Raw genomic sequence first — 23,620 nt, 5'->3', positions numbered from 1 at the left:
CTGCTCGGCTGGGGAAGAAAGCCATATCATAAATGAATAGACTACGGCTAAATAGATATTTTCCAGTCGATTCAGCGTGCGGCACTATGGCTTTATCCGCCGTTACTTTCGAATTGGGAATATCGCCATGCCACGCCCGTTGCACGACACCTCCACCGCGTTGAACGCCGCTAACCTGCTGGCCTTGCCGCAGCGTTTCGGTTGCCCGGTCTGGGCCTATGATGCCGACATCATCAGCCAGCGCATCGCTCAGCTGCGCCACTTCGACACCATCCGCTTCGCGCAGAAGGCCTGTTCGAACATTCATATTTTGCGCTTGATGCGCGAGCAGGGCGTGAAGGTGGATTCGGTATCGCTGGGTGAAATCGAGCGGGCGCTGCAGGCCGGTTTTCAGCCGGGCGGCGAACCGAGCGAGATCGTCTTTACCGCAGACGTGCTGGATCACGCCACGCTGGCGCGCGTCAGCGAATTGAAGATCCCGGTCAACGCCGGTTCCATCGACATGCTGGATCAACTCGGTCAGGTTTCTGCGGGGCACCCGGTGTGGCTGCGCATTAATCCGGGATTTGGCCACGGCCACAGCCAGAAAACCAACACCGGTGGCGAGAACAGCAAGCACGGCATCTGGTATGCCGATCTGCCGCAGGCGGTGGAGAAGATCCGCCGCTATGGCCTGAAGCTTGTCGGCGTGCATATGCATATCGGTTCCGGCGTCGATTACCAGCATCTGGAGCGAGTTTGCGACGCGATGGTGCAGCAGGTGATCGATCTCGGCCATGACATCAGCGCCATTTCTGCCGGCGGCGGCCTGTCTATCCCCTATCAGTACGGCGAAGAAGCGATCGATACCGAGCACTATTTCGGTTTGTGGAACCGGGCGCGTGAGCGCATCGCCGCGCATTTGGGGCACCCGGTGCAGCTGGAGATTGAACCCGGGCGCTTCCTGATGGCGGAGGCGGGCGTGCTGGTGGCCGAAGTGCGGGCGGTGAAAGACATGGGCAGCCGCCACTTCGTGCTGGTGGACGCCGGCTTTAACGATCTGATGCGGCCGGCGATGTACGGCAGCTACCACCATATTTCGCTGTTGCCGGCCGATGGCCGCGACACGTCGGGGCAGCCGCTGCGCGAAACGGTGATCGCCGGGCCGCTGTGCGAATCCGGCGACGTGTTCACCCAGCAGGCGGGCGGCGGCGTGGAAACCCGCGAGCTGCCGCCGGTGCAGATCGGCGATTACTTGGTGTTCCACGATACCGGCGCCTACGGCGCGTCGATGTCTTCCAACTACAACAGCCGTCCGCTATTGCCTGAAGTGCTGTTCGAAAACGGCGAACCGCGTTTGATCCGCCGCCGCCAAACCATCGAAGAGCTGATCGCGCTGGAACTCATCTGATAAGCGGGCGGGCGCCTGGCGCCCGCTTCACAGCGTCATGCGGCGGTGCTGGCCATTGGGCAATTGCACGTCCAGCGACAGCGTGCCGCCCATCGCTTCGATATAGCGTTTGAGTGACGACAGTTTTATTTCGCTGCCGCGCTTTTCCAAATTGGCGACGGAGGGTTGGCTGATGCCGAGCCGCTTCGCCAATTCAACCTGAGAGACCGCCAGCTCTTCCCGCAGCATCGCCAGCCGCAGCTCGAAAATTTCCTTGTCCGCTTTTTGCCTGGCTGCGCCAACGACGGCGGGATCGAGCTTGTCGATCAATTGGGATAAAGGTTTAGCCATCTGCACTACCTCCGGGTGGCCAGATAATGTGAAAACTCCATGGCGGCGATGGGCAACATGCGCTGGTAAAAGCGCTTGTCGCCGGTTTTATCGCCACCGCACAACAGCACCGCTTGCCGCTGTGGGTCAAAAGCGAAAAACACTCTGAAAGGGCGCCCGCGATGTTGAACGCGCAGCTCCTTCAACTGCCGGGCCGCGTCGGAAAAATGCAGCGTATCGGCGTGCGGCCGCGCCAACTGCGGACCGAACGTCTGTAATTTGAAGATTGCCGCCAGGATGCTGGTTTGCTGGGCGTTGTTCAGCGCTAAAAACCAGTCGTCGAACCGTTCGACGGTCACCACTTGCCACATGATTCGCTCCGAATATAGCGTTTATGCTATATAGTGTAAAGGTTATTATTCGAGCAATATGCACGAACGCAGGGAGCGGAAAAAATCAACAGTCGGGAAATGAGGAGGGCTGCGCAATATGAACGCATGGGTGACGGCTCACCCATGCAGCGATGTCATTACGGCTGTTCGTGCGCGTTGTTGAGGATGGCGACCGAGTGGCGGCGCACCAGCGTCGGGCTGAACATGTTGGTGACTTCCGGCAGCGGCTGCCGATTGGCCAGCGCCAGCGCCAGCTCAGCCGCCTGGGTGGCCATCGCCACGATCGGGTAGCGAATGGTGGTCAGGCGGGGCCGCAGATAGCGCGAAATCAGCACGTCATCGAAACCGATCAGCGAAATTTGCCCCGGCACGTCGACGCTGTTATCGCTCAGTACTGACAGCGCGCCGGCGGCCATCGGATCGTTGTAGCAGGTGATGGCGGAGAACGAGCGGCCGCGGCCGAGCAGCTCGGTCATCGCCTGTTCGCCGCCGATCTCGTCCGGCTCGCCGTAGGCGATCAGCTTTTCATCCACCGCAATGCCATGCTCTTGCAGCGCGTCGAGATAGCCTTGCAGGCGATCGGTGGCGTCGGAAATCTGGTGGGTGGAGCAGATGATGGCAATGCGCTGATGCCCTTGCTGGATCAGATGGCGGGTCGCCAACCAGGCGCCGTAGCGATCGTCGAGCGCCACGCAGCGCGCTTCAAAACCCGGCAGCGTGCGGTTGATCAGCACCATGCCGGGGATTTGTTGCATCCAGTCGCAAAGCTCCCGATCGCTCAGCCTTTTGGCGTGCACCACCAGGGCTTCGCAGCGGTGCCGCACCAGCTGTTCTATCGCCTGGCGCTCTTTTTCGGCGTCGTGGTAACCGTTGCCAATCAGCAGAAAATTGCGGGTGGCGTAGGCCACCTGTTCGACCGCTTTGACCATCGCGCCGAAGAAGGGATCGGAAACGTCGGAGACGATCAGGCCCAGCGTCTCGGTGGATTGCTGAGCCAGCGCCCGCGCGTTGGCGTTGGGGTGATACTGCAGCTGTTCCATGGCGGCCAGCACCGCGGTGCGCGATCCTTCGCTGGCCTTGGGGGAATGGTTTATCACACGGGATACCGTGGCCACGGAAACACCCGCCAGCCTGGCAACATCCTTTATCGTAGCCATATCAGTCAACACATCCTGGGTAATCGCTTACATCCCCCAGTCTTGCGGAAAAAAACCGGGGCTGCAAGCGGTGTCGTGCGCAACTTGTGGCGGCCGTTGCAGAATCTCTTCGCGGCTGCGCGCATAACCACCACCTGCCGAACGATAGCGCAATTTGTACGTTGGCGCTGGCGACAGGCTGAGGTAACGTCTGTGGATTCCGATTTGCGCCGAGAACGCCATGTCCATTAAACGCTATCCGCAGCTCGCCCATTGGGGCGCCTATACCGCCGTGGTTGAAGACGGCCGGCTTATCCGTTGTGAACCCTTCGTCGACGATCCTGACCCTTCGCCGCTGCTCGATTCCATCGCGCCGATGGTTTATTCCGACAAGCGCATCCGCAAGCCGGCGGTGCGCCGTTCGTGGCTGCAAAAGCGCGAGGGCAGCGATCGCACGCTGCGCGGCAGAGAAGATTTCATCGAGGTGGACTGGGATTTGGCGCTCGATCTGGTGGCGGAGGAAAACCGTCGGGTGCGCGACCGTTACGGCGCTTCCGGGCTGTTTACCGGCTCATACGGTTGGTCATCGGCCGGGCGGCTGCACCATGCGCGTTCGCTGGTGCGGCGGTTCTACTTCAGCGGCGGCGGCGGCGTCGATCAGCAAGGCAACTACAGCTGGGGCGCGGCGCAGTTCTTCCTGCCGTATGTGATCGGCACTTTCTCGCCGCTCACCGGCCGGGTCACCAGCTGGCCGAGCGTGGTGGAACACTGCGAACTGTTTGTGGCGTTCGGCGGGCTGGCGCTGAAAAACGCCCAGGTCTCTTCCGGCGGCGCGGCGGAGCATGCGCTCAAGCCCTGGCTGCAAAAGCTCGCGCGCAAGGGCACGCCGGTGATCAACATCAGCCCGATGCGCGACGATTGCCCCGAGTTCGTCAATGCGGAATGGATCCCGATCCGGCCGAATACCGACGTGGCGCTGATGTTGGCGCTGGCTTACGAAATTCAACGGCTGGGCGCTCAGGACGAAGCCTTCCTGCACAGCCACTGCGTGGGTTATCAGCAGCTGGCGGATTACCTGAACGGCGCCGGCGACGGCGTGGCGAAAACCCCCGTCTGGGCCAGCGCTATCACCGGCATTCCGGCAGCCCGCATCGCGCTGTTGGCGCGGCAGCTGATCGGCGTGCGCAGTTTCATCACCTGTTCTTACTCGGTGCAGCGCGCGCACCGCGGCGAGCAACCCTATTGGATGATGATCGCACTGTCGGCGATGCTGGGGCAGGTGGGGTTGCCGGGCGGCGGTTTCTCGTTCGGCCACGGTTCGATGAACGGCGTCGGCAACCCGCGCGTGGACACGCCCGCGCCGACCATGCCGGTCGGGGACAACCCGGCCGGGTTGGCGATCCCGGTGGCGCGCATCTGCGACATGCTGCTGCACCCCGGCGAAGCCTATCAATTTTGCGGCGAGACGCGGCACTACCCGGATATCTATTTGGTGCACTGGGGCGGCGGCAACCCATTCCATCATCATCAGCAGTTGAATCGGCTGGTGGAGGGCTGGCAGAAGCCGGACACGGTGATCGTCCAGGATATCTGGTGGACGGCGGCGGCCAAGATGGCGGATATCGTGTTGCCGGTCACCAGTTCGCTGGAGCGTAACGATATCGGCGGCTCGTCGCGCGATCGCTACGTGCTGGCGATGCATCAGGCCATTGCGCCACAGCACCAGGCGCGCAACGATTTCGATATCTTCGCCGATCTGGCGGAGCGTCTCGGCTATCGCGAACGCTTCACCGAGAACCGCGACGAACGGGCCTGGATCGAAGAGATCTACCGGCAATGCGGCGTAGCGCAGCAGCGCGCCGGCGTCGCCTGGCCGGAGTTTGAGGCGTTTTGGCGGCAGGGCTATGTCGAACTGCCCGCGCCCGCCAAAGAGTTTGTGTTTTTCGACGCGTTCCGCGCCGATCCGCAGGCCAATCCGTTGCAAACGCCCAGCGGCAAGATTGAACTGTTCAGCGAGCGGATCGCCGGTTATCGCTATCAGGATTTCGCCCCGCATCCACAGTGGCAACCGCCGGTGGAGTGGTTGGGGGCGCCGCAGGCCAAAAACTGGCCGCTGCATCTGATCTCTATCCAACCGAGCGATCGTTTGCACAGCCAGATGGATCCGGCGCCGCTGGCGCAGGGGAACAAAACCGCCGGGCGCGAAACCCTGTATATGCATCCGGACGACGCCGCGCCGCGCGGTGTGCTGGACGGCGCCGAAGTGCTGGTCAGCAACGCGCGCGGCGGTTGCCTGGCGGGAGTATCGCTGACCGACGGCGTAACGCGCGGGGTGGTGCTGATGGCGACCGGCGCCTGGTTCGATCCGGGCGTTGGCGCGCAGCGTCAACCGATTGAACAGGCGGGCAACCCGAACGTGCTGACGCTGGATATCGGCACCTCGCCGCTGACGCAGGGGCCGAATGCCATGAGCTGTCTGGTGGAGGTTAGCGCTCGCTGAGCGAGGCGTATCCGATCGCGTACCTGGAGAGGGGGCTCTGCGGCGATTATTTATCTTTTGGTCGCCGTGAAGGTTTAAGTTTCATTGAGTTATTACAGCCGGTCGCGGGAAATTTACAGCTGGTTGCATTTGGAGCAGAACTCTTGCGATTCGGCGGTAGTTTCCTGCACGGCATCTCTCTAGAGTAGGTGATCCCAGAGGTATTGATTGGTGAGAAATCAGCGTGCCTTGCATGCTGAAGCCATTTTCAATTGCACCAACCTACGCGGATGCGTAGGTTTTTTTTTGCCCGCCATATAGTATTCTTTTCCCTACAACGATTTACGCCTCCATGGCCAAGGGAGAAGGGCATGATATTTTCACTGCTGCGCGCGCTGTTTCGCCTGTTGTTTCGGGTACGGGTCGAAGGGGACGTCCAGCACTTCGAACGGCAAAAACTGCTGATTACGCCGAACCACGTCTCTTTTCTTGACGGCGTGCTGTTGGCGCTGTTCCTGCCGATTAAACCGGTGTTTGCGGTTTACGCCAGCATCGGCGAGAGCTGGTTTATGCGCTGGCTGCGGCCTTACATCGATTTTGTCTCGCTCGACCCCACCAAGCCGATGGCCATCAAGCAGCTGGTGCGCATGGTCGAGCAGGGGCGGCCGATCGTGGTGTTCCCTGAAGGGCGCATCACCGTGACCGGTGCACTGATGAAAATCTACGATGGGGCGGCGTTTATCGCCGCCAAATCGGGTGCCACCGTGGTACCGGTGCGGATCGACGGCCCCGAATTCAGCCCGTTCGGCCGCATGGCCGGGGTGTTCAAGATCCGCTGGTTCCCGCGAATCAGCATCCGCATCTTGCCGCCGACCACGCTGCCGATGCCGGAGGCGCCGCGTGCGCGCGAACGCCGTGCGCTGGCGGGTGATCGGCTGATGCAGATCATGATGCGGGCGCGGATGGATACGCGTGAACCGCAGACTCTGTTCCATGCCTTGCTGGCGGCGCAGCACCGCTACGGGCGCCGCAAGCCCTGCATCGAAGACATCGCTTTCAAAGAAGACAGTTACCAGACGCTGATCAAGAAATCGCTGGGCGTCAGCCGCATTCTGCAGCGCTTTACCGCCGAAGGGGAGCACGTCGGGCTGCTGTTGCCGAATGCCACCATCACCGCGGCGGCGATCTTCGGCGCTTCGCTGCGCAACCGTATTCCGGCGATGCTCAACTACACCGCCGGCGCCAACGGCCTGAACAGCGCGATGCTCGCCGCCGGCATCAAGACCATCGTCACCTCGCGTCAGTTTCTGGAAAAGGGCAAGCTGACCCACCTGCCGGAGCAGGTGACGCAGGCCAACTGGGTGTATCTGGAAGATCTGAAAGACACCGTCACGCTGGCGGACAAGCTGTGGATCCTGCGGCATTTGCTGCAGCCGCAGCGCGCGGTGTTGCCGCAACGCCCGGAGGATGCGGCGCTGATCCTGTTCACTTCAGGTTCTGAAGGCCACCCCAAGGGCGTGGTGCATTCGCATGCCAGCCTGCTGGCCAACGTAGAACAAATCCGCACCATTGCCGATTTCACGCCGCGCGACCGCTTCATGTCCTCGCTGCCGTTATTCCATTCGTTTGGCCTGACGGTGGGGCTGCTGACGCCGCTTCTCACCGGCAGCCGCATTTTTCTCTACCCCAGCCCGCTGCATTACCGCGTGGTGCCGGAGCTGGTATATGACCGCAACTGCACGGTGTTGTTCGGTACGGCGACCTTCCTCAACAACTATGCGCGCTTCGCCCATCCGTATGATTTTGCCCGCCTGCGCTACGTGGTGGCCGGTGCAGAGAAACTGGCGGACAGCACCAAACAGATCTATCAGGATAAATACGGCATTCGCATCCTGGAAGGCTATGGCGTGACCGAGTGCGCGCCGGTGGTGTCGATCAACGTGCCGCTGGCGACCAAGGTAGGCACCGTCGGCCGCATCATGCCGCAGATGGAGGCGCGTCTGATCGCGGTGCCGGGGATCGACAACGGCGGCCGCCTGCAGCTGAAGGGGCCGAATATCATGAAAGGCTATCTGCGGGTTGAGCGTCCCGGCGAACTGGAACCGCCGGCGGCGGAAGATGCCAACGGCGTGCTACAGTCGGGCTGGTACGACACCGGCGATATCGTCAGCCTGGATGAGCAGGGCTACTGCACCATTCGCGGGCGCGTGAAGCGCTTCGCCAAGCTGGCGGGCGAGATGGTGTCGCTGGAGAGCGTCGAACTGCTGGCGCAGCGGTTGTCGCCGGAAAAATTGCATGCCGCCACGGTCAAAAGCGACAGCAGCAAAGGCGAGGCCTTGGTGCTGTTCACCACCGATCCCGCCATCACCCGCGAGGCGTTGCTGCGGGTGGCGCGTGAACTGGGCAGCCCGGAGCTGGCGGTGCCACGCGATATCCGCCTGTTGAAAACGTTGCCGGTGCTGGGCAGCGGCAAACCCGATTTCGTCACCCTGCGTCATATGGCCGAACAGCCGGAGAGTGCCTGATGAATCCTTCGACCGAGTCCCCTTTGTTGTCACGCGGCATGATCGCGGTGATCAGCGCGCAGTTCCTCTCGGCGTTCGGCGACAATGCGTTGCTGTTCGCCACGCTGGCGTTGATCAAACAGCAGCTTTATCCGGACTGGAGCCAGCCGATCCTGCAGATGGCCTTTGTCGCCACCTACATCATTCTTGCGCCGTTTGTCGGTCAGGTGGCCGACAGCTTCGCCAAAGGGCGGGTGATGATGTTCGCCAACGCCCTGAAACTGGCGGGGGCGTTGGTGATCTGCTTTGGGTTCAACCCGTTCCTCGGCTACAGCCTGGTCGGGGTAGGCGCTGCCGCATATTCACCGGCCAAATATGGCATTCTGGGCGAGATCACCAGCGGCGAGAAGCTGGTCAAGGCTAACGGCCTGATGGAAGCCTCGACCATTGCCGCCATTCTGACCGGTTCGGTGGCCGGCGGCATGCTGGCGGATTGGCATGTGGTGGCGGCGCTGGCGGCCTGCGCCTTGGTTTACGCGGGAGCGGTGGTCGCCAACCTGTATATTCCGCGTCTGGCGGCGGCGCGCCCGGGAGCCTCCTGGCGCCCGCGGGCCATGACGAACAGCTTCTTTACCGCCTGCGTTACGCTATGGCGCGATGGGCAGACGCGTTTCTCCCTGATCGGCACCAGCCTGTTTTGGGGGGCCGGCGTGACGCTGCGTTTTCTGCTGGTGCTGTGGGTGCCGGTGGCACTCGGCATTGCCGATAACGCCACGCCGACGCTGCTGAACGCCATGGTGGCCGTCGGCATTGTGGTGGGCGCCGGCGCCGCCGCGCGTTTCGTCACGCTGAAGACGGTGAAACGCTGCATGCCGGCCGGGATCCTGATCGGCGTCGCGGTCGCGGTATTCGCGCTGCAAACCACCATGCTCAATGCCTATGTCTTGTTGGCGATCATCGGCATGCTGGGGGGCTTCTTCGTGGTGCCGCTCAATGCGCTGCTGCAGGAGCGGGGCAAGCATTCGGTCGGCGCCGGCAATGCGATCGCGGTGCAAAACCTGGGTGAAAACGCCGCCATGTTGCTGATGCTGGCGCTGTACTCGCTGGTGGTGAAGCTGGGCGTGCCGGTGGTGGGCGTCGGCGTCGGATTTGGCGTGGTGTTTGCGCTGGCGATTAGCGCACTGTGGTGGTCGCAGCGGCGGTGAAACGGGGCGCAGCGCAGGCTGCGCCCTCGCTGTATTAAGGCGCCGGAATGGTAAACCGGGTATGGATCTCTTCAAGCGCCTGCAGCACGTCCTCATCCAATACCACATCGAGGCTGCCGAGGTTGATTTTCAACTGCTCCACCGAGGTGGCGCCCAGCAGGGTGCTGGCGACGAACGGCTGTTGGCGCACGAAGGCCAAGGCCATCTGCGAAGGATCCAACCCATGTTTTTTGGCCAGCGCCACGTATTCGGCGATCGCCAGCTGGGTTTGCTGCCCTGAATAACGGTTGAAGCGGGTGAACAGCGTATTACGCGCACCGGCCGGTTTTGCGCCGTTGAGGTATTTACCGCTCAGGGTGCCGAACGCCAGGCTGGAATAGGCCAGCAGCTCCACCCCTTCGTGCTGGCTGATCTCGGCCAGGCCAATCTCAAAGCTGCGGTTCAGCAGGCTGTACGGGTTTTGAATCGACACGATGCGCGGCAGCTCGTGCTTCTCCGCCAGCTGCAGGTAGCGCATCACGCCCCAGGGCGTTTCGTTGGAAACCCCGATATAGCGAATTTTGCCGGCGCGCACCTGTTCGGTCAGCGCCTCCAGCGTTTCCAGCAGCGTGACCGTGGCTTTGTCATCAGTGTATTGATAATTGAGTTTGCCAAAGCAGTTGGTGGCGCGCTGCGGCCAGTGCAATTGGTAGAGATCGAGATAGTCGGTATTCAGCCGCTTGAGGCTGGCGTCGAGCGCGGCGCGGATGTTTTTGCGATCCAGCGCCTGCTGCGGACGGATGCTGCTGTCGGTGCCGCGCACCGGGCCCGAGACTTTGCTGGCCAGGACGATTTTTTCGCGGTTGCTGCGCGCCTTGATCCAGCTGCCGATATAGCTCTCGGTCAGGCCCTGGGTTTCCGGGCGGGGCGGCACCGGGTACAGTTCGGCGGTGTCTATCAGGTTCACGCCTGCGGCCAATGCATAGTCCAGTTGCGCATGGGCGTCGGCTTCGCTGTTCTGTTCGCCAAAGGTCATGGTGCCCAGTCCCAGCACGCTCACTTCTAAAGAACTGTGGGGAATACGGTGGTATTGCATTAACGGCCTTCCTTTCTTGTTAGCGCTGACGGGCCGCGCGGCCCGGTAAAACAGGAGCCCAATGTCAGAAGACGGCGCGAAGTCCGTCGGGCGGCGATGTCGCCTTTCCTGACTATAACCAAGCGGTGAAGATGGGGGAAGCGGATTCCGTGCGGACACGAATGAGGGCTACCGCGCTTGAATGGGCGATAGCCGGCGAGCGGTAATTAGCGTTCGATAACCTGAGAAACCTGATCGCCGTTGATCTGGCGGTGATTGCCTTTTTCATCTTTATAGCTGATGAGGCCGGTGTCTTTGTCGATCTCCGGTTTGCCCTGCGTCAGGATCATGTTGCCATCCTTGGTCGCCATTACGTAGTCGCTGGAACATCCCGCCAAACCGGCGGCCATGACCAGCGCAGACACTGCCATTACCCACTTTTTCATCCTGCGGATCCTCGTTTGTGCAGAAAACATTGTTATTTCAAGATTAGCAAACTCTCGGCGAAGGGCGTCTCAGATAAGTCTTTATCTGATAAGAAAAAGTGAAATGAGAGGTCAACGAAGGGACGAAAGCCGCCGGGGGCGGCTTTCGTATAGGGTTTATTCCGGCGAACGGTTTTTCTTGCTGCGCATCAGATTGAGCGCTTCTACCGACATGGAGAAGAACATGGCGAAGTAGATGTAGCCTTTCGGCACGTGCACCTGGAAACTTTCCAGCATCAGCGTGAAGCCCACCAGGATCAGGAACGCCAGCGCCAGCATTTTTACCGACGGGTGGCGATTGACGAACTCACCGATCGGCCGGGCGGCGAACATCATCACACCGACGGCGATCACCACCGCCGCCATCATGATGAACAGGTGGTCGGAAAGGCCCACGGCGGTAATCACCGAATCCAGGCTGAAGATAATATCGAGCAGCATGATCTGCACGATAGCGCCGAAGAAGCTGTGCACCTTGGTGTGGTGTTCTTCCTCCGAACCTTCGATAGTTTCGTGGATCTCTTTGCTGGCTTTCCAGATCAGGAACAATCCCCCCAGCAGCAGGATGAGATCGCGGGCGGAAACGGCGTGATCCAGCACGGTGAACAGCGGGTGCGTCAAGCGAATCACCCAGGCGATAGAGGCCAACAACGCCAGACGCATCAGCATGGCGGCGGCCAGACCTAGTCGGCGAGCTTTGTTCTGTTGCGCTTTAGGCAGCTTGGCCACCACCAGCGACAGAAAAATGATGTTATCAATACCCAGTACGATCTCAAGAATGGTTAGCGTGCCTAACGCTAACCAGGCATTGGGATCCATAATCCATTCGAACATTGCCCGGCACACCTTAATACTTAATCAATGCAAAGCGTGAATTATACGCGTTTATCGTGGCGCTGACAGGGTTAGCTAAACCAGAGTTAAACGAAATCGCTTAGATCGAGAAATGTCTTGCCAGCAATGCGCCGGTAAACCCCTTTTTCAGATAGAAACCGCGCGGCAGCGTCATGATGGGTTGCCCCTGCTCGCCGATGGCTTCGGTGAGCGCCTTGCTGTTGGCCGCTTTGGGGCGCAGTTGCAGCACCTCGCCGTGGCGTGCGGTGATGTGTTCTACGTGGCCGAGTACGATCAGATCCATCAACTCTTCCCAATCGCGGCGCAGCCTCTCTTCTTCTGCGGCGCTCGGGCTCCACAGCAGCGGCGAACCGACGCGGCGTTCGGCCAGCGGGATTTGGCGCTCGCCTTCAACCGGGATCCACAGGACGCGCGCCAGTTTGTGGCGAACGTGGCTGCTGGCCCAGGTAACGCCGCTGTTGCCGGTGAGCGGGGCCACGCAGACGAAAGTGGTCTCCAGCGGTTTGCCTGCGGCGTCGACAGGGATGGTTTTCAGCTCGATGCCCAGCTCGGGAAAATCCTGCTCCGGCTTGCTGCCGGCCATGGCGCCGAGGTACAACTCCAGCAGCATGCCCACCCAGCCCTTATCGCGTTTCAGATCCTTGGGGATCGGTAACTGTGCGCGGGCGGCCAGTTCGCCGAAGCTGAAGCCGGCCAGCGCCTGAGCGCGCTCGAACAGCTGCCGTTCATTTTCCGGCGGGGGCGGCAAAGGGGATAAAAACGCCATAAATCAAGCCTGTCGAATTTGGTTGAAAAATGTACTGCGATTATACACGGCGGACGATAGCCGCTATCGCCTGGGGAAAAGAATAATAGTAGCATGATTTTACATGACTTTTTTTCTTTCCCGATGTGAGCGGCAATGCGCGTGCGGGGCTTGTTCACCTGAAGCCACCGACAATAAACAGGATCTTACACCTATTTATCCACAGATTTATGGGATAACCCAAATTTTTACCGATCACTGGTTCAATTTACAGCCTTGACTCGGGCGGGTTTTTACGAATTTGTCCGTTTTGTGCGTAACTTGCCCGGATAATCTGTGGATAAAAACGGCGTTGGTGGATCTTTCGCCAGGGTAAGATCCTTACCGTGCATAGATCACATTTTTGCCCTGTACATAACTGCGGGTCATTGGTTAACTTTTTGTTTTTAAAATTAATGTATGTTTTTGGCGATAAAGGTCGATTTTAGGGTTTGAGAGTTTTACCGGCTTATCCCTCGAGTTCTGCACACACCTATCCACAGAAAAAGTGAATAAAACCGCTCTGAAATGCTGGGGTATGTTTATAACTTTGCCAATATCTGTGAGTTATCCCAATGTTATCCGGCCCGCAGCACCGTAAAGCAGTGGTTTACCGCCTGTAGCTTGTGTGAAACAATCAGGATATCTATGCGAATTTAAGCTTATCGAGGTAGTCCGGTGATCGATGATGATGGCTACCGCCCGAATGTTGGTATCGTAATCTGTAATCGTCAGGGGCAGGTCTTATGGGCCCGCCGTTACGGTCAGCACTCCTGGCAGTTTCCCCAAGGTGGGATTAACCCTGGTGAAACTGCGGAGCAGGCGATGTACCGTGAGCTGTTCGAAGAAGTGGGGCTGAATAAAAAGGATGTGCGCATCCTGGCTTCGACCCGCAACTGGTTGCGCTATAAATTGCCGAAACGTTTGGTGCGTTGGGACACAAAGCCGGTTTGTATCGGCCAAAAGCAAAAATGGTTTTTGTTGCAGCTATTGTGCAATGACGCTGATATCAACATGCAGCGCAGCAGCACGCCGGAGTTCGACGGTTGGCGCTGGGTGAGCTTCTGGTATCCGGTGCGCCAGGTGGTGTCGTTTAAACGCGACGTCTACCGCCGGGTGATGAAAGAATTCGCCGTGACCGTGATGCCGATGCAAGAGCAAGCGGCGCCGCGGCAGGCTCCCGCTTATCGCCGAAAGAGAGGTTAAGTTAAGCAGACTATGCTCACGCGCTTGCGAGAAATTGTAGAGAAGGTGGCCGCGGCGGCCAGTCTGACGGATGCGCTGGATCTGCTGGTCAATGAAACCTGTCTGGCGATGGACACTGAAGTCTGTTCCATCTACCTGGCGGATAATGACCGTCGCTGCTATTACCTGATGGCCACGCGCGGGCTGAAAAAGCCGCGCGGGCGCACTATCGCATTGGCGTTTGACGAGGGCGTCGTCGGGTTGGTCGGCCGCCGGGCCGAGCCCATCAACCTGGCCGATGCCCAAAGCCACCCCAGCTTCAAATACGTTCCGCAGGTGAAAGAGGATCGCTTCCGATCCTTCCTTGGGGTGCCGATCATTCATCGGCGCCAGCTGTTGGGGGTGTTGGTGGTGCAGCAGCGTGAGCTGCGCCAGTTCGACGAAAGCGAAGAGTCATTCATGGTGACTCTGGCCACGCAGATGGCCGGGATCCTTTCACAATCGCAGTTGAATGCTATTTTCGGCCAGTATCGCCAAACGCGCGTGCGCGCGCTGGCGGCCTCGCCAGGCGTAGCCGTAGCGGAAGGGTGGCAGGACAGCAGCCAACCGTCGCTCGATCAGGTTTACCGCGCGTCGACGCTGGACACCGCCAGCGAACGCGAGCGCTTGACGCTGGCGCTGGAAGAGGCCGGCGCGGAATTTCGCCGTTTCAGCAAGCGTTTTGCTGCCAGCTCGCAAAAAGAGAGCGCGGCGATCTTCGATCTTTATTCTCACCTGTTAAACGACGCCCGCCTCAAGCGCGAACTGTTCGCCGAAATCGACAACGGTTCAGTGGCGGAGTGGGCGGTGAAACAGGTGATAGAAGCCTTTGCCGAGCAGTTCGCCAAATTGCAGGACACCTACATGCGCGAGCGCGGCAGCGACCTGCGCGCGCTCGGCCAGCGCCTGCTGTTCCATCTCGACGACACCACTCAGGGTGCCACCCAGTGGCCGGCGCGTTTCGTGCTGGTGGCGGATGAACTGACCGCGACATTGCTGGCCGAGGTGCCGCAGGATCGCCTGGTCGGCGTGGTGGTGCGCGACGGCGCCGCCAACTCGCATGCGGCGATTTTGGTGCGGGCGATGGGGGTGCCGACGGTGATGGGCGCCGACATCCAACCTTCTCTGCTCAGCCAACGGCTGCTGATCGTCGACGGTTATCGCGGCGAACTGCTGGTCGATCCTGAGCCGGTGTTGGTGCAGGAATATCAGCGGCTGATCAGCGAAGAGCTGGAGCTGAGCAAACTGGCGGAAGATGACGTCGAGCAACCGGCGCAGCTGAAAAGCGGCGAACGCATTCAGGTGATGCTGAACGCCGGTCTCAGCCCGGAACATGAGCAGCTGTTGGGCGGCCGAGTGGATGGCGTGGGGCTATACCGCACCGAAATCCCGTTCATGTTGCAAAGCGGCTTCCCTTCCGAAGAGGAGCAGGTCGCGCAGTACCAGGGCATGCTGCAGCTTTACCCGAGCAAACCGGTCACGCTGCGCACCTTAGACATCGGTGCCGACAAGCAACTGCCCTATATGCCGATCAGTGAGGAGAACCCTTGCCTGGGCTGGCGCGGCATCCGTATCACCCTGGATCAGCCGGAAATTTTTTTGATTCAGGTACGCGCCATGCTGCGCGCCAATGCCGGCACCGGCAATCTGGGCATTCTGCTGCCGATGGTCACCAGCCTGGAAGAGGTCGACGAGGCCAAACGCCTGATTGACCGCGCCGGGCGTGAGGTGGAAGAGGTGCTCGGCTACGGGATACCGAAACCGAAAATCGGCGTGATGCTGGAAGTGCCGTCGATGATTTTCCTGATCCCGCATTTGGCCGGGCGCGTTGACTTCATCTCGGTTGGCACCAACGATTTAACCCAGTATCTGTTGGCGGTGGATCGCAACAACACCCGGGTGGCTTCGCTGTATGACAGCCTGCATCCCGCGATGCTGCAGGTGCTTAAGCTGATCGCCGAACAGGGGAAGGCGGCGGGGTTGCAGCTTAGCCTGTGTGGCGAACTGGCCGGCGATCCCATGGGCGCGCTGTTGCTGGTGGGCATGGGCTACCGCAATCTGAGCATGAACGGCCGCAGCGTGGCGCGCATCAAATACCTGCTGCGGCATATCGAGCTGTCCGACGCCGAAGTGCTGGCGCACCGGGTGTTGAACACCCAAATGACCACCGAAGTGCGCCATTTGGTGGCGGCTTTTATGGAACGACGCGGCATGGGCGGGTTGATTCGCGGCGGCAGATAACCGCCGCAGGCGGTAATTTTTTACAGAACTTTTCCCGCTCAGCCGGACCGGACCGCGTTAAGCCTATGTTATGATGCGCAACCTCAGCGCGGCGCATGCTCGTCGCCCTGCAAACCGCAGCGGTCAACGCTGCCGCTTGAAGGGCGTGGGATAACCTGCGTCGCCGTTTGGCACCTGCCGCCCCCGCATGGGGAAAAATAACAGACATGTTGTGGTGATAGATGAGCAATAGCTATCTGGCGTTTCCTAAATTTGATCCGGTCATTTTCTCCATTGGCCCGGTTTCTCTGCATTGGTACGGCCTGATGTACCTGGTCGGCTTTGTTTTTGCCATGTGGCTGGCGGTGCGCCGCGCCAACAAGCCGGGTAGCGGCTGGACCAAAGATGAAGTGGAAAACCTGCTCTACGCCGGTTTCCTGGGCGTATTTGTCGGCGGCCGCGTAGGCTATGTGCTGTTCTACAACCTGCCGCTGTTCCTGGATAACCCGCTCTATCTGTTCAAGGTCTGGGATGGCGGCATGTCGTTCCACGGCGGTTTGATGGGGGTGATTCTGGTGATGTTCTGGTTCGCTCGCCGCACCAAGCGCACCTTCTTCCAGGTTTCCGATTTTATCGCGCCTTTGATTCCGTTCGGTTTGGGCGCCGGCCGCCTCGGCAACTTTATCAACGGCGAGCTATGGGGCCGCGTGACCACCGACACCCCTTGGGCGATGTTGTTCCCAAGCTCGCGCAGCGAAGACGTGGCTCTCGCCGCCGCCGATCCTTCCCTGCTGCCGCTGCTGAATCAGTACGGCGTGCTGCCGCGCCATCCGTCGCAGCTGTATGAGCTGCTGCTGGAAGGCGTGGTGCTGTTTATCATTCTGAACCTGTTCATCCGCAAGCCGCGGCCGATGGGCGCCGTATCGGGCCTGTTCCTGATCGGTTATGGCGCATTCCGCATCATCGTCGAAGCGTTCCGCCAGCCGGATGCTCAGCTCGGCCTGTTTGACGGCGTGATCAGCATGGGGCAGATCCTGTCCATCCCAATGGTGGTGGCCGGTGTTATTATGATGATTTGGGCGTACCGTCGTCGCCCGCAGCAACAAGTGTCGTGAGGGACAAATGAAACAGTATCTGGATTTGATGAACAAGGTGCTCACCGAGGGCACCCCTAAAGCCGACCGTACCGGCACTGGCACGTTGTCGATTTTCGGCCACCAGATGCGTTTCAATTTGCAGGAAGGTTTCCCGTTGGTGACCACCAAGAAATGTCACCTGCGTTCGATCATTCATGAGCTGTTATGGTTCCTGAACGGCGATACCAACATCGCCTACCTGCGTGACAACAAGGTCACCATTTGGGACGAGTGGGCCGACGAAAACGGCGATCTCGGCCCGGTTTACGGCAAACAGTGGCGCGCCTGGGGCGCGGCGGACGGCCGTCAGATCGATCAACTGAGCAACGTGCTCCAACAGTTGAAGCAAGATCCGGACTCGCGCCGCATCATCGTTTCCGCCTGGAACGTCGGCGAGCTGGACCAGATGGCGCTGGCGCCGTGCCACGCGTTCTTCCAGTTCTACGTGGCGGACGGCAAGCTCTCTTGCCAGCTGTACCAGCGTTCCTGCGACGTGTTCCTTGGCCTGCCGTTCAACATCGCCAGCTATGCGCTGTTGGTGCACATGATGGCGCAGCAGTGCGATCTGGAAGTGGGCGACTTCGTCTGGACCGGTGGCGATACTCACCTGTACAGCAATCACATGGAGCAGACTCAGCTGCAGCTGACGCGTGAACCGCGCCCGTTGCCGAAGCTGGTGATCAAACGCAAGCCGGCTTCGCTGTTCGATTACCGCTTCGAAGACTTCGAGATCGAAGGTTACGATCCGCATCCGGCCATCAAGGCGCCGGTCGCGATCTGACCTTAACCGCATCACACCAGGGGGCGCACGATTGCGCCCCCTTTTTTTATCCGCATTGCGCGCCGCGCCGCATTTTATTGTCGCCACTTGTCGCTACAGAAAAAACCTTGCGCAGCTTGCCGCAAGGCTTGCGCATACGGCTTTACCGCCTTGTGGCCCTCCGTACACTGGCCGCATGAACGAAAATACGCTTTCGAACATCGACGATTGCCAGCGCGGCATGACGCTGATTGAGCTGCTGGCGGTGCTCCTGATCGCCGGCATGCTCACCGGTTGGGGCGTCGGCCAATGGCGCCACCATCAGCAAGCGCTGCGGCTGGAGCACACCGGCCAGCAGCTGCTGGCGTTTTTACTGCGATTGCAGGCGGAGGCTAACGGGCGCAACCGCACGACGCTGCTGTGGTTCAAGCACGGCGCCCCCTGGTGCCTGGGCGGTGGTGCGCCGCCGCCGGATTGCGCTTCCGCCGAGGGGCCGGTCTTTTCATCGCCTTATCCCGACGTCGTTTTGAGGGGCTACACCGGCAAAGAGATCGGGTTTTACGGTTTGCGCAATACCGCCCAGGCGGGGCACATTCTTCTCAGTAACGATGCTGGCGGCCTGCGGCTGGTGCTGTCCGTGCGGGGAAGGCTGCGTTTGTGCAGCGAAGGGCATCGGATAAGGGGCATCGGGCTATGTTGACCTTAGAACGCGGTTTTACTTTGCCGGAGGTGATGCTGGCACTGGTGTTCGGCAGCGTGATCGCGCTCGGCGCGGCGAAAACCTACCCGCTGCTGCGCCAGCAAAACGTGGCCGTCGGCCAGCATTTCCGGCTGGAGTCAACGCTGCGGCAGCTGGCGTTCAACATCGAGAAAGACCTGCGCCGCGCCGGTTTTTGCGCCGGACAGTGCGCCGGGCGTCCGCTGTTGATCGGTCAGGCAGCGGGAGAGGCGGCGGGGAGCTGCGTCATCGTCGCCTACGACATCACGCGCAGCGGGCAATGGCTCACGTCGGGTGAAGATGCGGGCTACTTCGGTTATCGGCTGCGTAATGGCGGCTTGGAAGGGCAGCGCGGCGTAAACCAATGCGATGGCGGCGGCTGGGAGCGGTTGCTCGATCGTGACGAAGTGCGCATTGAGCGGTTTCATGTGGCGATCGAACGGGGGGAGCACGGGGCCGTGTTGGCCCGTTTGAGCCTGGCGGGGCGCTCTGTCGGCGATGCGCGTATCGGGCGCAGCCTGAACGGGAGCGTTGAGATGGCGGCGTTGCCATGAACCGGCGTACTCAGCAAGGCGGCAGCACCCTGGCGGCGGTGATGTTGCTGCTGGCGTTGGGGCTGATGTTGCTCAATGCTCAGCATCGGCAATTGGACAACGCTCTGTTGCTGGCGGCCGATCAGCAACGTTACCTCCAGGCTTACAATCAGGCCGCTTCGGCGCTGAGTTGGGGCATGATCCAGCGCTGGCCACGCGCCGATTTGGCTACAGGGGCCTGGTCATGCCGGCAACGCGCGGAACTGACGGCCTGCGCCCGGTTATCTGCCAGAGCGGGCGTAGTGATGGTGCGCGGCCGGGGCGAGATGCGCGGCGGTGAGCCGTTATGGCTTTATCAGTTGGGTGCGTTTGAGGGGGCGGAGGTTGCCAGCAGGATCTTGGCGCAGCCCGGTGGCCGGCTGGATTTTTGCCCCGAGAAAAGGCTGGCCGACTGTGACGGCTAATGCTCGCGTACGGCGGATATCCCGCAACGGCTTCAGTTTGCCGGAGGTGCTGGTGGCGGCTTTGCTGTTCTCGGTGTCGCTGCTTGGCTTGTTACAGTATCATCAGGTGCTGTTGCAGTCGTTCCAGCGCCAGTGGCACTACCGGCAAGCCTGGATATTGGCGCACCAGCAGCTTGAAGCGTTTGCCGTCACTGGGCGGTTCGATGCTGAACCGCCGCCGGAAGGCTGGCGACGCGAGACGGCGCTCGAGGGTGCTGATGTGGGGTGCCGCCGATTGACGGCCAGTATACAAACGCCGCAGCGGCAGTGGGCGACGCTGAGCCGCTGGTATTGCACCCGTTTTTGAGCCGGTACGTATCTTGTTTTAAAGGAGCCTTCATGTTCACGGTTTATCATTCCAATCAGCTGGATTTATTGAAAACGCTGACCAGCGCGCTGATAGCCAGAGATCCGTTGGCCGATCCTTTTCAACAGGAAGTGGTACTGGTGCAGAGCCCCGGCATGGCGCAATGGCTGCAAATGCAACTGGCGGAACAGTTCGGCATCGCCGCCAATGTCGCGTTTCCGCTGCCGGCGACCTTCATTTGGGACATGTTCACCCGGGTATTGCCGGATATCCCGAAAGAGAGCGCCTTCAGCAAGGACGCCATGACCTGGAAGTTGATGTGGCTGCTGCCGGAGATGCTGACCCAGCCGGCGTTCGCGCCGCTGCAGCACTATCTGACCGATGACGGCGACAAGCGTAAAATCCATCAGTTGGCCGGCCGGGTAGCTGACCTGTTCGACCAATACTTGGTTTATCGCCCGCAGTGGCTGGAGAGCTGGCAGCGCGGCGAGCGCATCGACGGTCTGGCGGAGGCGCAGCAATGGCAGGCGCCGCTCTGGGTGCGCCTGGTGGAATACACGCGCGAGCTGGGGCAGCCTGAATGGCATCGCGCCAATTTGTACAGTCGCTTTATCCACGCGCTGGAGCAGGCGACAACGTGTCCAGCCAGCTTGCCGCCGCGGGTGTTTATTTGCGGTATTTCAGCGCTGCCGCCGGTTTATCTGGAGGCGCTGCAGGCGCTGGGGCGGCATATCGATATCCACCTGATGTTCACCAACCCCTGCCGCTACTATTGGGGCGACATTCAGGATTACGCTTTCCTGGCCCGCTTGCAGAGCCGCAAGCGTCGTCACTACCATCAGGCGCGCGAACAGGGGTTGTTTCGCGAGCCTGGCGACGCGGCGCATCTGTTTGACGCCGAAGGGCAGCAGCAGCTCAGCAACCCGCTGCTGGCCTCCTGGGGTAAGCTGGGGCGCGATCACCTCTATTTGCTGTCGCAGATGGAGGGGGCGCAAGAGGTCGACGCCTTTGTCGATATCCCGGCCGATACCATGCTGCACGCCGTTCAGCGCGATATGCTGGAGCTGGAAGACCATGCGGTAATCGGCATTACGGCGGATACGCTGGAAAGCAGCTTCAGCAAGCGCCCGCTCGATCCGCAAGACCGTTCCCTCAGCCTGCACGCCTGTCACAGCCCGCAGCGGGAAGTGGAGGTATTGCACGATCGGCTGCTGACCATGCTGGCGGAGGATCCCTCGTTGACGCCACGGGATATCATCGTGATGGTGGCGGATATCGACAGCTACACGCCTTACATTCAGGCGGTGTTCGGCAATGCCCCCGCCGAGCGCTACCTGCCGTTCGCCATTTCCGATCGTAAGGCACGCCAGGCACATCCGGCGCTGCAGGCGTTCATTTCTCTGCTCGATCTGCCGCAAAGCCGCTTTACTTCGGAGCAGGTGCTGGCGCTGCTGGAGGTGCCGGCCCTGGCCGCCCGTTTCGCCATTGGCGAAGAGGGGTTACGCCTGCTGCGTCATTGGGTGGGTGAATCCGGCGTACGCTGGGGCTTGGACGACGATAACGTGCGCGAACTGGATCTGCCCGCCACTGGCCAGCATACCTGGCGCTTCGGCATTACGCGCATGCTGCTCGGCTACGCGATGGACAGCAATGCCGGCGATTGGCAGGGCATTTTGCCTTACGACGAGTCGAGCGGATTGGTCGCCGAACTGGCGGGACAACTGGCGGATCTGCTGGCGCAGCTCAGCCATTGGCGGCAAATCTTGAGCGAGGCGCGCTCGCTCGACGCGTGGCTGCCGCTGTGCCGGCAACTGCTGGATGCTTTCTTTGTTGCGGACAGCGACACCGAAGTGGTGCTGGCATTGATCGAGCAGCAATGGCAGCAGGCCATCAATTTTGGCCTGGCGGCCCGCTATCCCGATGAGGTGCCGTTGACCATTCTGCGCGACGATCTGGCGGCGCGGCTCGATCAGGAGCGCATCAGCCAGCGCTTCCTCGCCGGGCAAATCAACTTCTGCACGCTGATGCCTATGCGCTCCATTCCGTTCAAGGTGGTGTGCCTGCTGGGTATGAACGACGGCGTGTATCCGCGCACGCTGCCGCCGCTGGGCTTCGATCTGATGGCGCAACAGGTCAAACGCGGTGACCGCAGCCGCCGCGATGACGACCGCTATCTGTTCCTGGAGGCGATTCTGTCCGCGCAACAGCGGCTGTATATCAGCTTCATCGGCCGTTCCATCCAAGACAACAGCCCGCGCTATCCTTCGGTATTGGTGACCGAGCTGCTGGAGTACCTCGAACAAAGCTATTGTCTGCCGGGAGATGAAGAGCTCAGCGCGGACGACAGCGCCCAACGGGTTGGCGAGCACTTGTTGACGTGGCACACGCGCATGCCGTTCGCCGCCGAGAATTTCTTGCCGGGCTCGGAGGAGCAAAGCTATGCCGCCGAGTGGTTGCCCGCCGCCGACGGGCGCGGCGCGGCGCATCCGGCCTTTAACCAACCGCTGCCCGCCGAAGCGTTGCAGCAGGTCTCGTTGGATGAGCTGCTGCGGTTTTACCGTCATCCGATTCGCGCCTTCTTCCAGCTGCGGTTGGGCGTCAGTTTCATCCTGGAGGAGACCGAACTGCCGGACGAAGAGCCCTTCACGCTGGATAATCTCAGCCGCTACCAATTCAACAGCCAACTGCTGAATACCCTGATCGACGGCGACGATCCCGAGCGGCTATTCCAGCGGGTGCGCGCCGCCGGCGGCTTGCCTTATGGCGCTTTCGGCGAAATCTATTGGCAAAAGCAGCAGGAAGAGATGAGCGAACTGGCCGAGCAGGTGCGTGCGGAGCGCACACAGAGCCATAGCCTGGAGCTGGATATCGAGATAGCCGGCGTGCGCCTCAGCGGCTGGCTGCATCAGGTGCAGGATGACGGCCTGCTGCGCTGGCGGCCCGCCACGCTATCGGCGGTGGACGGCATATTGCTGTGGTTGGAGCATCTGGTGTACTGCTGCGCCGGCGGCACCGGCGAGAGCCGCATTTACGGCCGCAAGAACTCCGCCTGGCGCTTTGCCGCGCTGGCGCCTGAAGATGCGCAGGTGCAGCTGGCGGAACTGCTGGCGGGCTATCAGCGCGGTTTGTGTCAGCCGCTGTTGCTGCTGAACAAGAGCGGCTGGGCATGGCTGAGTCAGTGCTATCAGCCGGAAACACAGCAAATCGACTGGGAGGAAGAAGCGCAAATTAAGGCCCGCGCCAAATTGCTGCAGGCCTGGCAGGGCGATCAGCGCATTCCCGGCGAAGGGGAAGATCCCTACGTGCAGCGAGTGTTCCGACAGTTAGACAATGACTACTTAGCGCAAATACTGGCCGAAACAGAGCGTTATCTGCTGCCGGTAGCGCGACATAACCTGGGGTAACAATCCCCCGGTGGTGCTGTGCGGCGCGAGGTGGTAAAAATAACGAAGGTTATATTCAACCATTGGGGTGATTCCCGGTCTTACATAACGTACAGGCATATACCCGCCGTTTCTCAGGCCGACATACTGGCGGAGAACTCGGCGAGTACAGATTTGGTTATGTGATTTTGATGCACGTCGCCAACGTCAGGGAGTGGGCGTAGCGACGTCGGAATAGGGGTT

At 60.5% G+C, this 23,620-nt stretch carries 20 protein-coding genes; 13 read left to right on the top strand and 7 right to left on the bottom strand.

Going from position 1 to position 23,620, the window contains the following annotated elements:
- Window positions 1-127: 127 nt before the first annotated feature.
- Window positions 128-1,390, top strand: coding sequence for a diaminopimelate decarboxylase (gene lysA, locus AAIE04_RS21870; RefSeq protein WP_154747469.1), 1,263 nt, complete (start codon window positions 128-130; stop codon window positions 1,388-1,390).
- Between the two features lie 27 nt (window positions 1,391-1,417).
- Here lysA and AAIE04_RS21865 read toward each other — a convergent pair whose 3' ends face one another.
- The 3 genes from AAIE04_RS21865 to galR form a co-directional block, all read right to left on the bottom strand.
- Entirely contained in the window at window positions 1,418-1,720 is a 303-nt protein-coding gene (locus tag AAIE04_RS21865; RefSeq protein ID WP_211130137.1) for a helix-turn-helix domain-containing protein, read from the bottom strand.
- 5 nt (window positions 1,721-1,725) lie between these two features.
- Window positions 1,726-2,070, bottom strand: coding sequence for a type II toxin-antitoxin system RelE/ParE family toxin (locus AAIE04_RS21860; protein WP_033652133.1), 345 nt, complete (start codon window positions 2,068-2,070; stop codon window positions 1,726-1,728).
- 158 nt (window positions 2,071-2,228) lie between these two features.
- Entirely contained in the window at window positions 2,229-3,248 is a 1,020-nt protein-coding gene (gene galR, locus AAIE04_RS21855) for an HTH-type transcriptional regulator GalR (RefSeq protein ID WP_498577680.1), read from the bottom strand.
- 220 nt (window positions 3,249-3,468) lie between these two features.
- On the opposite strand from galR, the gene AAIE04_RS21850 reads away from it, so the two are divergent.
- The 3 genes from AAIE04_RS21850 (at window position 3,469) to lplT (ending at window position 9,415) form a co-directional block, all read left to right on the top strand.
- Complete coding sequence (locus AAIE04_RS21850) at window positions 3,469-5,727, top strand: molybdopterin guanine dinucleotide-containing S/N-oxide reductase (protein ID WP_498577679.1); 2,259 nt, start codon at window positions 3,469-3,471, stop codon at window positions 5,725-5,727.
- Between the two features lie 350 nt (window positions 5,728-6,077).
- Window positions 6,078-8,231 carry a bifunctional acyl-ACP--phospholipid O-acyltransferase/long-chain-fatty-acid--ACP ligase gene (gene aas, locus AAIE04_RS21845; RefSeq protein WP_498577678.1) on the top strand — a complete coding sequence of 718 codons (2,154 nt, stop codon included), beginning with the start codon at window positions 6,078-6,080 and terminating at the stop codon, window positions 8,229-8,231.
- Window positions 8,231-9,415 (top strand): lysophospholipid transporter LplT, encoded by a 1,185-nt coding sequence (gene lplT / locus AAIE04_RS21840; protein ID WP_498577677.1) that lies wholly within the window; start codon window positions 8,231-8,233, stop codon window positions 9,413-9,415. Before aas ends, lplT begins: the two co-directional genes overlap by 1 nt.
- A 34-nt stretch (window positions 9,416-9,449) precedes the next feature.
- Here the strand turns inward: lplT and AAIE04_RS21835 are convergent, their stop codons facing one another.
- The 4 genes from AAIE04_RS21835 to mutH form a co-directional block, all read right to left on the bottom strand.
- Window positions 9,450-10,490: an NADP(H)-dependent aldo-keto reductase gene (locus tag AAIE04_RS21835; protein WP_498577676.1), complete on the bottom strand. Its 1,041-nt coding sequence runs from the start codon at window positions 10,488-10,490 to the stop codon at window positions 9,450-9,452.
- Between the two features lie 206 nt (window positions 10,491-10,696).
- Window positions 10,697-10,915 (bottom strand): YgdI/YgdR family lipoprotein, encoded by a 219-nt coding sequence (locus AAIE04_RS21830; protein WP_019455714.1) that lies wholly within the window; start codon window positions 10,913-10,915, stop codon window positions 10,697-10,699.
- A gap of 156 nt (window positions 10,916-11,071) precedes the next feature.
- Entirely contained in the window at window positions 11,072-11,788 is a 717-nt protein-coding gene (locus AAIE04_RS21825) for a TerC family protein (RefSeq protein ID WP_019455715.1), read from the bottom strand.
- Window positions 11,789-11,888: 100 nt separating this feature from the next.
- Complete coding sequence (gene mutH / locus AAIE04_RS21820) at window positions 11,889-12,575, bottom strand: DNA mismatch repair endonuclease MutH (RefSeq protein WP_019455716.1); 687 nt, start codon at window positions 12,573-12,575, stop codon at window positions 11,889-11,891.
- 696 nt (window positions 12,576-13,271) lie between these two features.
- Between mutH and rppH the strand changes: the two genes are divergently transcribed.
- From rppH to recC, 9 genes are all read left to right on the top strand, one after another.
- Window positions 13,272-13,799 (top strand): RNA pyrophosphohydrolase, encoded by a 528-nt coding sequence (rppH, locus tag AAIE04_RS21815; protein ID WP_025160232.1) that lies wholly within the window; start codon window positions 13,272-13,274, stop codon window positions 13,797-13,799.
- Between the two features lie 12 nt (window positions 13,800-13,811).
- Window positions 13,812-16,058: a phosphoenolpyruvate--protein phosphotransferase gene (ptsP, locus tag AAIE04_RS21810; RefSeq protein ID WP_019455718.1), complete on the top strand. Its 2,247-nt coding sequence runs from the start codon at window positions 13,812-13,814 to the stop codon at window positions 16,056-16,058.
- A 221-nt stretch (window positions 16,059-16,279) separates the two neighbouring features.
- Entirely contained in the window at window positions 16,280-17,152 is an 873-nt protein-coding gene (gene lgt, locus AAIE04_RS21805) for a prolipoprotein diacylglyceryl transferase (RefSeq protein ID WP_019455719.1), read from the top strand.
- Between the two features lie 7 nt (window positions 17,153-17,159).
- Complete coding sequence (gene thyA, locus AAIE04_RS21800) at window positions 17,160-17,954, top strand: thymidylate synthase (protein ID WP_047570709.1); 795 nt, start codon at window positions 17,160-17,162, stop codon at window positions 17,952-17,954.
- A 175-nt stretch (window positions 17,955-18,129) separates the two neighbouring features.
- Entirely contained in the window at window positions 18,130-18,633 is a 504-nt protein-coding gene (locus tag AAIE04_RS21795; protein WP_498577675.1) for a prepilin peptidase-dependent protein, read from the top strand.
- Complete coding sequence (locus AAIE04_RS21790; RefSeq protein WP_019455721.1) at window positions 18,627-19,205, top strand: prepilin peptidase-dependent protein; 579 nt, start codon at window positions 18,627-18,629, stop codon at window positions 19,203-19,205. The genes AAIE04_RS21795 and AAIE04_RS21790 overlap by 7 nt, the downstream gene beginning before the upstream one ends.
- Window positions 19,202-19,648 (top strand): YgdB family protein, encoded by a 447-nt coding sequence (locus AAIE04_RS21785; protein WP_019455722.1) that lies wholly within the window; start codon window positions 19,202-19,204, stop codon window positions 19,646-19,648. Before AAIE04_RS21790 ends, AAIE04_RS21785 begins: the two co-directional genes overlap by 4 nt.
- Complete coding sequence (locus tag AAIE04_RS21780; protein WP_498577674.1) at window positions 19,638-19,994, top strand: prepilin-type N-terminal cleavage/methylation domain-containing protein; 357 nt, start codon at window positions 19,638-19,640, stop codon at window positions 19,992-19,994. The genes AAIE04_RS21785 and AAIE04_RS21780 overlap by 11 nt, the downstream gene beginning before the upstream one ends.
- A 32-nt stretch (window positions 19,995-20,026) precedes the next feature.
- Entirely contained in the window at window positions 20,027-23,398 is a 3,372-nt protein-coding gene (gene recC / locus AAIE04_RS21775) for an exodeoxyribonuclease V subunit gamma (protein ID WP_498577673.1), read from the top strand.
- The last annotated feature ends 222 nt before the right edge of the window (window positions 23,399-23,620 follow it).

The sequence above is a fragment of the Serratia sp. Ae19-1 genome (assembly GCF_059801225.1).
The sequence above is the reverse complement of the archived record's forward strand: the minus strand, read 5'-3'. Positions and strand labels throughout refer to the sequence as shown.